We start from the raw sequence: 7,899 nt of genomic DNA, 5'->3' as shown, positions 1-7,899 counted from the left end.
GCTCGGGCGTGATGTAGGCGTTGGGCTCCTGCTCGTGCGGCAGCACGATGTTCAGGCCGATGCTGGGGCCACCGGCCTCGAAGGCGCCGCGGTTGCCGGCTTCCATGATGCCGGGGCCGCCGCCGGTGACCACGGCGATCGGCTGGTCGAGCCGCTTGGACGCGGTGGTCACCATGCCGGCGAAACGCCGCGCCTCCTCGTAATGCTGCGACATCACCAGCTGCATCTCGGCACGCCGCAGGCCAGCAGTGTCGCCGTCGGCACGGGCTGCCTCGACTCTTTGCTGCGCCAGCTCGTGCGCCGGAATGCGCGCGCTGCCGAAGATCACGACGGTCGCCTCGACGCCGTGCTCGCGCTGCACCAGCTCGGGCTTGAGGAGCTCGAGCTGCATGCGCACCGGCCGCAGCTCCTCGCGCAGCAGGAACTCGCTGTCGTCGAAGGCCAGCCGGTAGGCGCTGCCGGGCCCGGCATAGCGCGAGTCCTGGGGAACTGCGGCGACGTCTTCTTCCGCGGAAGGAAAGTTGCGCGCGAGCAGGTCGTTGTGAATGTCGTCGTTCATGCAACAAGCTTACCGTGGCGACGCGGCGCGATGCCGCTCATCGGCGCGGCGGGCCAGAGCCGGAGTCGCGTGCGCTGTGAGCTTGTCAATGTGCCGCTGCAGCGCGGCCTCGAGCCTCAGCGGGGCGGTGAACACACCGGGCAGCCATCGCGCCGGGCCAGGCGGATCTCCGTCCATTCCATGGCGCGCCCGTCGAGCATCTGCAGCCGTCCAGCCAGCGAAGGCGTGATGCCGATCAACAGCTTGAGCGCCTCGGCCGCCTGCATGCTGCCGACGATGCCCACCAGCGGCGCGAACACGCCCATCGTGGAGCAGGCCACCTCCTCGAAAGCCGTGTCCTCGGGAAACAGGCAGGCGTAGCAGGGACTCGCTTCGTCGCGCGAGTCGTAGACGGAGATCTGGCCGTCGAAGCGGATCGCCGCACCGGCCACCAGCGGCTTTCTGTGCGCGACGCAGGCGCGGTTGACGGCGTGCCGGGTCGCGAAGTTGTCGCTGCAGTCCAGCACGACGTCGGCCCCGCGCACCAGCGCATCGAGCCGCTTTGCATCGGCGCGCTCGATCAGCGGTTGCACGCGCACGCCGGGGTTGATGGCGGCGATGCTTCGAGCTGCCGACTCGGCCTTCGGGGTACCGAGCCGCGCCATGTCGTGCGCGATCTGGCGCTGCAGGTTGGTGAGGTCCACGCTGTCGTGATCGACCACGGTGATGGTGCCCACGCCTGCCGTGCCGAGGTAGAGCAGGGCAGGCGAGCCCAGGCCGCCGGCGCCGATGACCAGCGCATGCGAATCCTGCAACCGCTGCTGGCCTTCGATGCCGATCTCGTCGAGCAGGATGTGGCGGCTGTAGCGCAGCAGCTGATCGTCGTTCATGCGGCGAGGATAGCGGCTGTGCTCGGCTCGGCGTCACCGTCGCGGCAGCCGTGGCGCAGCAAGGCACCCGCGGTCACACGCTCGGCGCGCGTCACGTTCGACTTGTCCTGCGGCCAGCAAAAAGCCCGCCGAAGCGGGCTCTTTTCCAACCGGCGCGTGTGGCCTCAGTTGACCTTGGTTTCCTCGACCTTGCGTTCGATCGCAGTGCGCGAAACCATCACCGTCTTGCCCTTGAGGCGGTTGAGCGCTTGCTGCAGCGGGAAGTCCTCGGCGCTGCCGAACTCGGGCAGGGGCTTGGGCGCCTTGTCCTTGTCGGCCGCGTTGTTGGCTTCCTCCAGGCGCTTGAGCGCTGCTTCGCGGGCCTTTTCGCGTGCGGGGTCCTTGACCTCTTCGCCCTGGCCGCTCGAGATGTGCTTTTCCAGGTCGGCCTCGCGGGTGCGCAGCGCGGCGAAGACGTTGCCTTCGGCGGTTTCGTCGAGCCAGATGTCGGGCACGATGCCGGTGGCCTGGATCGATCGGCCGTTGGGCGTGTAGTAGCGCGCCGTGGTGATCTTGAGCGCCGTGTCGGGCGAGAGCTGGCGCACCGTCTGCACCGAGCCTTTTCCGAACGTCTGGCTGCCCATGATCGTGGCGCGCTTGTGGTCCTGCAGTGCGCCGGCGACGATCTCACTGGCGGACGCCGAGCCTTCGTTGACCAGCACCACGAGCGGCACGCTCTTGATGCCCTCCGGCAGCCGCCTGAGCGGATCGTTGCCGCGGCGCGCGTAGAACTCGGGGCTGGCCTTGAACACCGCCTTGGATTCGGCAATCTGGCCGTTGGTCGACACCACGGTCACGTCGTCGGGCAAAAAGGCTGCGGAGATGGCCACCGAGGCCTCGAGCAGGCCGCCCGGGTCGTTGCGCAGATCGAGCACCATGCCCTTGAGGTTGGGCTCCTGCTTGTACAGCTCGGTGACCTTGCTCGCGAAGTCCGTGACCGTACGGTCCTGGAACTGGCTCACGCGCAGCCAGGCGTAGCCGGGCTCGACGATCTTCGAGCGCACGCTTTGCATGCGGATTTCTTCGCGCGTGATGGTCACGGGAAAGCTGCGGCTCTCGACCTTGCGGAAGATGGTCAGCATGACCTTGGTGCTCGGCTCGCCGCGCATTTTCTTGACGGCCGCGTCGAGCGTCATGCCCTTGACGAAGCTGTCGTCGATCTTGGTGATGAGGTCGCCGCTCTTGATGCCCGCGCGAAAAGCCGGCGAGCCTTCGATCGGCGAGACCACCTTGACCAGGCCGTCTTCCATGCCGATCTCGATGCCCACGCCCACGAAGCGCCCGCTCGTGCCTTCACGGAATTCCTTGAAGGTCTTCTTGTCGAAGAACTGCGAGTGCGGATCGAGCCCGGCGACCATGCCGCCGATGGCGTCGGTGATGAGTTTTCTCTCGTCGACCGGCTCGACGTAATCGGTCTTGACCATGCCGAAAACCGCCGCGAGCTGCTGCAACTCTTCGAGCGGCAAGTCCGCACTGGGGTTTTGCCCGGTGGCAGGCAACTGCATCGTGGTCAGCGCACCGGCGACGGCGCCGAGCGCGATCCAGCCTGCTACTTTGGTCTTTGCACCCATGACGTCGCGCATCCTTTTAGGAAAGTCAAGGCCAGTATAGGACTGGCCCCGCATCTCTGAGTTCGCAGGGGCGCTGAAAGTTGCCTGCAATTCGCGGGCTTTTCGGCAAGGGTTCGCACCCGCGCCGCATCAGACGGGCTGGGGGGTCGGCAGCTCGCGCGCAAAGGTCACCACGTGCTCCACTTCCGCGCGTATGCCGATCCATTCGCCGAGCTGATGGTCGTGGTGCGAGGGCACGTGCGCGAGCACCTGCTCGCCGCTCGCCAGCCGCAGCGTGTAAAGAAACTCCGAGCCGCGAAACGCCTTGCGTTCGATGCATGCCTTCACCGGGCTGGCGTCGTCGTGAATGATGTCGTCGGCCCGAAGCAGCACCTCGCACTCGCCGTGCGCATAGGCGCTGGGCACCGGGCATTCCTCGAGGTCGCGAAAGTCCCCGAGCGGTGTGCGCACGCGCGGACCGGCGCCGTTCTCACCGGCCACGATGCGCGCCGGCGTGAACACGCCATGGCCGATGAAATCCGCCACGAAACGGGTGGCCGGGCGGTGATACAGGTGATAGGCGTCGTCCCACTGGTCGAGCCGGCCGCGGTTCATGACGCCGATCACGTCGCCGAGCGCGAAGGCCTCGAGCTGGTCGTGCGTGACGAACAGGGCGGTGGTGCCGGTTTTCTTCAGGATGGCGCGCAGCTCTTGGGCGAGGCGTTCGCGCAAGTCGACATCAAGGCTCGAGAACGGCTCGTCGAGCAGGAGCAGGCGGGGGGCGGGCGCCAGGGCGCGCGCCAGCGCGATGCGCTGCTGCTGGCCGCCGGAAAGCTGGTGTGGCGCTCGCCGCGCGGCGCCGCTCAATCCCACGAGCTCGAGCAGATCGGCCACCCGCTCCTCGCGCTGCGCTCGCGGCAGGTTCTGAATGCCAAAGGCCACGTTCTGCGCCACGCTCAGGTGCGGAAATAGCGCGTAGTCCTGAAACACCATGCCGATTCGGCGGGCTTCGGGCGGCAAGTGCAGGCGCTGGTCGGCGTCGCCCAGCACCTCCTCGCCCAGTGCGATTCGTCCGTCGGCCAGCGGCTCCAGGCCGGCGATGGCGCGCAGCAACGAGGTCTTGCCGCAGCCCGAGGGGCCGATGAGCACGCCGATCTGCCCGTGTGCCAGCCCGAAGGACACGCCGTCCACGGCGGCCCGTTCCCCGCTGCCGGAGGCGGTGGCCGCATAGCGAATGCAGACCCGGTCAAGTGACAGCAGCATGGCCGCTATCATATCTAGTACTGAAAATGCAAGTCGTTCGTATTCCCGTTGTCGAAGTGAACGTCGAGTGCCTCGACTTGCGAGCCGGTCGCTGACATGCGGCGCCTGGCCGTCGTGCTGTGTGCGCTGCTGGCGCTGCCGCTGCTCGGTATCGCAGGGGCTTGGCTCGCCCCACAGGCAGACAGTCTCGAGTTGCTGCGGCATCAGGCCGTCACGGTGCTGCCGGGTTATGCGCTGACCTCGCTGCTGCTGGCGGTCGGGGTCGGGGTCGGGGTCGGGGCGCTCGGCGGCGCAACCGCGGCGGCGGTCACATTGTTCGACTTCCCGGGCCGGCGCCTCTTCGAGTGGGCGCTGCTACTGCCGCTGGCCATGCCGGCCTACGTGCTGGCCTACGCCATGACCGATTTTCTGCAGTACAGCGGCCCGCTGCAGACCGGCCTGCGTGAGTTGACCGGCGCCGAGGGTGCGCTGTGGCCCGACGTGCGCAGCCTGCCGGGCGCCATCGTCCTGTTCACGCTGGTGCTCTACCCCTACGTCTACCTGCTCACGCGAGGCGCGCTGCTCGAACGCGGCCTGCACCTCATGGAAGCGGCGCGGCTGCTCGGTGCCGGCCTCGGCCGACGGGTGCGCAGCGTCGCGCTGCCGCTGGCCCGCCCGGCGCTGGCCGCAGGCGTGGCACTGGCGCTGATGGAGACGCTGGCCGACTACGGCGTCGGTTCGTATTTCGGCCTGGGCACCTTCACCACGGGCATCTACAAGGCCTGGCTGTCGATGGACGACCGCCTCGCCGCCGCTCAGCTGGCCACTGTGTTGTTGGCCGTGGTGGGCGTGCTGCTGTGGGCCGAGCGGCGCGCGCAGGCGCGGCTGCGCTATGCGAGCTCGCGCGGCGGCGGGCGCGGCAGCGAAGCCCGCGCGGTGCAACTGAGTGGGCGACACGCCGCGCTGGCGGTGGCCTTGTGTGCCACTCCGGTGCTGCTCGGCTTCGTGCTGCCGATCGCGGTGCTGTTGCATGGCGTGTGGCGCGAGGCCAGCTACGGCGGCGTTGAAGGCGCCGGCGGCCTGCCGTGGGGGCGTTTCGCCGGCTGGGCCTGGACCAGCCTGAAGCTCGCCACCCTGGCCGCGCTGGCCGCCGTGGCGCTGGCACTGCTGATCGGCTTTTTGCTGCGCACCCGCTCCGGCGGGCTGATTCAGCCGCTGGCTCGGTTGGTGTCCCTCGGCTATGCCGTGCCGGGTGCGGTGATTGCCGTCGGCCTGCTGCTGCCGCTGGGCTGGGTGCAGGCGGCTGCGCCGGGCTCGGCCGCGGCCGGCTGGGCGCAGCTTGCCGTGACCGGCAGCATCGGCGGGCTGCTCTATGCCTACCTGGTGCGCTTTTCGGCTGTGGCGCTGCAGTCGGTGGAGGCCGGCTATGCGCGCATTCCGGCGAGCTTCGACGACACGGCACGCACGCTGGGCGCCGGCTCTGCGCGGCTCTTCTTCGGCGTGCACGCGCCGCTGCTCACGCGCGCGGGCCTGGCCGCCGGCCTGCTCGTCTTCGTCGACGTGATGAAGGAATTGCCGGCCACGCTGGTGCTGCGGCCCTTCGACAGCGACACGCTGGCCGTCGTGGCCTACCAGCTAGCACGCGACGAGCGACTCGCCGAAGCGGCGCTGCCCTCGCTGGCGATCGTGGTCGTCGGGCTGCTGCCGGTGGTGATGCTGTCGCGGGCGATGCGCGGGCGCTGACAGAAGCGGCGGCCGGCGCCCGATCGGAGTTCCAGCTTGGCCGTCGCCGCCGGTCCGTGGCGCCCCGCGTGAGTGGTTTCGACCTGCGAGGTTGAAATATCTTCGGCGCCACAAACAGAGAATCATTTAATAACCACTTTCCGAACGGTATTCCATATCTCGATGTTTTTGCGATGGGTTTACCGATTACTGCGTAGCAAGCCTCGGAAGGTGGATTGTCGATTTTCAACCCCTAGTTCTCAGGATTTGTGATTCGCTCTTTCAAGGCTACCGTCGTTGCCTTCAACGCGATGGTCGTTCGCCACTTCGGCAACGTCCAGATGCTCTGCTCGGGCAATCCGGGTTTTATATGAGCAGCCGAGAAAACCCCTGTCACAAAAAGAGAGTACTCAATGAGAAAACCCGTGTCTTTCAAACCTCTGGCGCTCGCGATCGCCCTGGGTCTCGGCTCGACTTCGGCACTGGCCGTCACCGTTGTCGACCTCGAACTGGCCCTGCTGGTGGATTCCTCCAACAGCATCAGCGCAACGGAATTCGCCTTGCAGCGGGATGGTTACGCCGCGGCGTTCAACAACCCGACTCTTCAGGCTGCGTTCGACGCGGGGCGCTCGGTGGCAGCCACCCTGGTGTACTGGTCAGGCGCCTCGGAGCAATCGGTCGCCGTCGGCTGGACGCTCATCGACAGCGCCGCCAGTGCCGGATCCTTTGCGGACATGATCGGGGCAACGGTGCGTCCGTTCAGCGGTTTGACGGCCATCGCCAATGCGATCTCCTACGCCGTCCCACTGTTCGCGAGCAATGACTTCGATGCTGCCCGCCAGGTCATCGACGTTTCGGGCGATGGAATCAGCAGCACATTCGCGACGCAGATTGCCCGCAACGCCGCGCTCGGAAAGGGCGGCATCGACCAGATCAACGGCTTGGCCATCGGCTCGCAGACGATCAGGGACTTCTATCAGAACAACGTGATCGGCGGCACGGGCTCGTTCGTGGTATCGGCAGCCACCTTCAATGATTTCTCGGGCGCCATCAGCGAGAAACTCGGCAGGGAAATCGTCATTGGGCAACCGATCCCCGAGCCGGAGACTTACGCCTTGATGCTGGCGGGGCTGGGCCTGATCGGATTCATGGCCCGGCGCAAAGGTCGCGGCTGATCCGACGTCACGCGCTTCATGGTTTCCGCAACCCCGCTTCGGCGGGGTTTTTCATTTCTGCCATGGCGCTTTCGAGACCAACGTGCCGAATACGCTGGTCCCGCCGACAGGAATCGAACCTGTATTTGCCGCTTAGGAGGCGGCTGTTCTATCCGTTGAACTACGGCGAGCGGAGTGCCTCGGGCGATGCACGAGCGCGAAGCAGTGTAAAACCTCCGGCCTGCTGCCTTCGGGCGAACCCGTTCCCGCATTCCCTTTCAATAAATTGCCCTATGAACAGCGCCTGGGACACCATCCTCGCCACCGTGCAGCAGGAGTTCTCTGACATCCCCGACATGGAGCAGTTCACGCGGGTCGTCGTGCGCTTGCTCATGGCCATGCTGCTGGGTGCGCTGATCGGCTACGAGCGCGAGCGCAGCGACAGCGCCGCCGGCTTGCGCACGCACATGCTGGTGTCGCTCGGGGCCGCGCTGTTCGTGCTGGCGCCATTGCAGGCCGGCATGGAGCTGGGCGATCTGAGCCGTGTGCTGCAGGGCATCATCGCCGGCATCGGCTTTCTGGGTGCCGGAGCGGTGCTCAAGCTCAAGGACGACGGCGTGATCCGCGGCCTGACGACGGCGGCCGGCATCTGGGGCACCGCCGCCATCGGCATCACGGCAGGCTTGGGTTTGGAGACCACCGCCGTGCTCAGCACGTTCATGGTGCTGATCATCCTGCGGGTGCTGTTCCGGTTCAGCCACGGC

7 protein-coding genes and 1 tRNA gene are annotated in these 7,899 nt (G+C 67.0%); 3 read left to right on the top strand and 5 right to left on the bottom strand.

What is annotated here, in order from left to right; all coding sequences use genetic code 11:
- The 4 genes from H0W40_RS18135 to H0W40_RS18120 form a co-directional block, all read right to left on the bottom strand.
- On the bottom strand, positions 1 to 559 hold a 559-nt coding region (locus H0W40_RS18135), incomplete at its 3' end, for an LOG family protein (protein ID WP_367153842.1).
- 116 nt (positions 560 to 675) lie between these two features.
- The gene (locus H0W40_RS18130; protein ID WP_292449083.1) at positions 676 to 1,428 is read right to left on the bottom strand and encodes a HesA/MoeB/ThiF family protein; all 753 of its coding nucleotides are present in this window, start codon (positions 1,426 to 1,428) and stop codon (positions 676 to 678) included.
- A 164-nt stretch (positions 1,429 to 1,592) separates the two neighbouring features.
- Positions 1,593 to 3,038 carry a S41 family peptidase gene (locus tag H0W40_RS18125; RefSeq protein ID WP_292449080.1) on the bottom strand — a complete coding sequence of 482 codons (1,446 nt, stop codon included), beginning with the start codon at positions 3,036 to 3,038 and terminating at the stop codon, positions 1,593 to 1,595.
- Positions 3,039 to 3,167: 129 nt separating this feature from the next.
- Positions 3,168 to 4,280, bottom strand: coding sequence for an ABC transporter ATP-binding protein (locus H0W40_RS18120; protein WP_292449077.1), 1,113 nt, complete (start codon positions 4,278 to 4,280; stop codon positions 3,168 to 3,170).
- A gap of 96 nt (positions 4,281 to 4,376) precedes the next feature.
- On the opposite strand from H0W40_RS18120, the gene H0W40_RS18115 reads away from it, so the two are divergent.
- Complete coding sequence (locus H0W40_RS18115) at positions 4,377 to 6,002, top strand: iron ABC transporter permease (RefSeq protein ID WP_292449074.1); 1,626 nt, start codon at positions 4,377 to 4,379, stop codon at positions 6,000 to 6,002.
- A 392-nt stretch (positions 6,003 to 6,394) separates the two neighbouring features.
- On the top strand, positions 6,395 to 7,156 hold the full coding sequence (locus H0W40_RS18110; RefSeq protein WP_292449072.1) for a DUF1194 domain-containing protein: 762 nt from the start codon (positions 6,395 to 6,397) through the stop codon (positions 7,154 to 7,156).
- 95 nt (positions 7,157 to 7,251) lie between these two features.
- Here H0W40_RS18110 and H0W40_RS18105 read toward each other — a convergent pair.
- Positions 7,252 to 7,326, bottom strand: a tRNA-Arg gene (locus tag H0W40_RS18105).
- A gap of 102 nt (positions 7,327 to 7,428) precedes the next feature.
- Here H0W40_RS18105 and H0W40_RS18100 point away from each other — a divergent pair.
- On the top strand, positions 7,429 to 7,899 hold a 471-nt coding region (locus H0W40_RS18100), incomplete at its 3' end, for an MgtC/SapB family protein (protein ID WP_292449069.1).

Source organism: Methylibium sp., from assembly GCF_013817345.1.
GTDB lineage: Bacteria > Pseudomonadota > Gammaproteobacteria > Burkholderiales > Burkholderiaceae_C > Methylibium.
Note: the sequence above shows the minus strand (reverse complement) of the source record. Positions and strands in the feature narration are given on the sequence as shown.